Source organism: Microcystis aeruginosa LEGE 91341, assembly GCF_015206885.1.
Classification (GTDB): Bacteria; Cyanobacteriota; Cyanobacteriia; order Cyanobacteriales; family Microcystaceae; genus Microcystis; species Microcystis aeruginosa_H.
In genome coordinates, this window is record NZ_JADEXY010000266.1 from 1 (window position 1) to 1,283 (window position 1,283).

A 1,283-nucleotide genomic window follows, 5' to 3' on the forward strand; every position below is an offset into this window, starting at 1 on the left:
TAGGGCTGTTTCATTTAAATTAAGTATAGCTGATTTTGAGTCAATAAATTTGACCGAAGATTCTCAAGTTTATCTTTTTCTAACCAAAAGAGTTAGTCACAATAACTAATTTTTAATCCTCTGCCAATATTTATTATGAATAGATTGATAAAGCTTGTTCCCAAGACACTAAAAGCCTATCTCTCTTCAAATTGTCTGAGAGTACATTCTGTTAATTTAGCTAATTTTTCTGCTTCCTACGTCGATAAAACTATCAGTTTTTCCCAACGTTCAGCTAACCACCTCTGTCCCTCTGTTATTGAGAGAAAACCCAAACCTCTGAAAAGATTCAATCCTATAGTTGTGAGAATTGACCAATTGCTGGCCGCTTGAAAATCACTTATCTGGCTTTTATCTTCCTCAAAAATTACATCTTTTACCCAATGTAACTGATTTTCTATTTTCCAATGTCCTCGAATAATTTTAGCAAAGACTTGGGCGGATTCGGTTAGGCTACACTTCGACAGGCTCAGTGACCACTGATATAGTAAGCTGTTTCTTCATACGTTTTATCCCCGCGACTACCCCTTCTTTCTACTTTAATAACTCTTCGCAGATTTTCAAACCATTGTCTTTCATTTTTCCTCACTTTAAAAACTTCTATTTTTCTTGATATTTTTCGTCCATGACTATTATCTTGTTCGAGAAAGCAACTTTCTGGCTTTGAGGAATTACTCAGGTCTTGTATTCGCTGATAAAGATTTTTCTGATTTCCTTTAACGGTGATAACATAATCGTTTTTACTCTTGGCTATTAAGCTGATTGTTTTTTTATGACAGTGTAAAGCATCCCCAGTAAAAACTTTATTTTAGAGAGTGCAATCTTCAATTATAGCTTGACCTTCGTCGATTTCAGACCCTTTTTTGTTTTCGATTCTTTTTATGTGTAATACTGATCCAATTTCTTGACTAAACAATGAGACAAACATAATAAAATTTTGTTGTTCATTGTTAGGATTCTTTAGGGTGTTTTTGAGACTTTTTCCATCTATGTCTAGCCAATTTATGTCATCTCTTTGTCCATATTTTTCTAATGCCCATTCATTAAACATTTTTAACAAACTCTGCCAGTCAACTCCCATCATTACCCTTCTAATTGTTGAATAGGATGGGACTCTTTCTGGAATTATGTTAAATTCTTGACTGAGCCTGTGCCGACCCTTCGACTTGGCTCAGGGCAAGTTATTTTTAGCAAACTCTCCTAGCTCTCTATAACCTGAGTATCCTAGCATTGTTCCCAGTATT

The 1,283-nt window shown here is 34.8% G+C and carries 1 pseudogene; it reads right to left on the reverse strand.

Annotation, left to right across the window (positions count from 1 at the left end):
- Positions 1–236 precede the first annotated feature (236 nt).
- Positions 237–1,283 (reverse strand): annotated as a pseudogene (locus IQ234_RS20765) (ISAs1 family transposase); the annotation flags it as partial.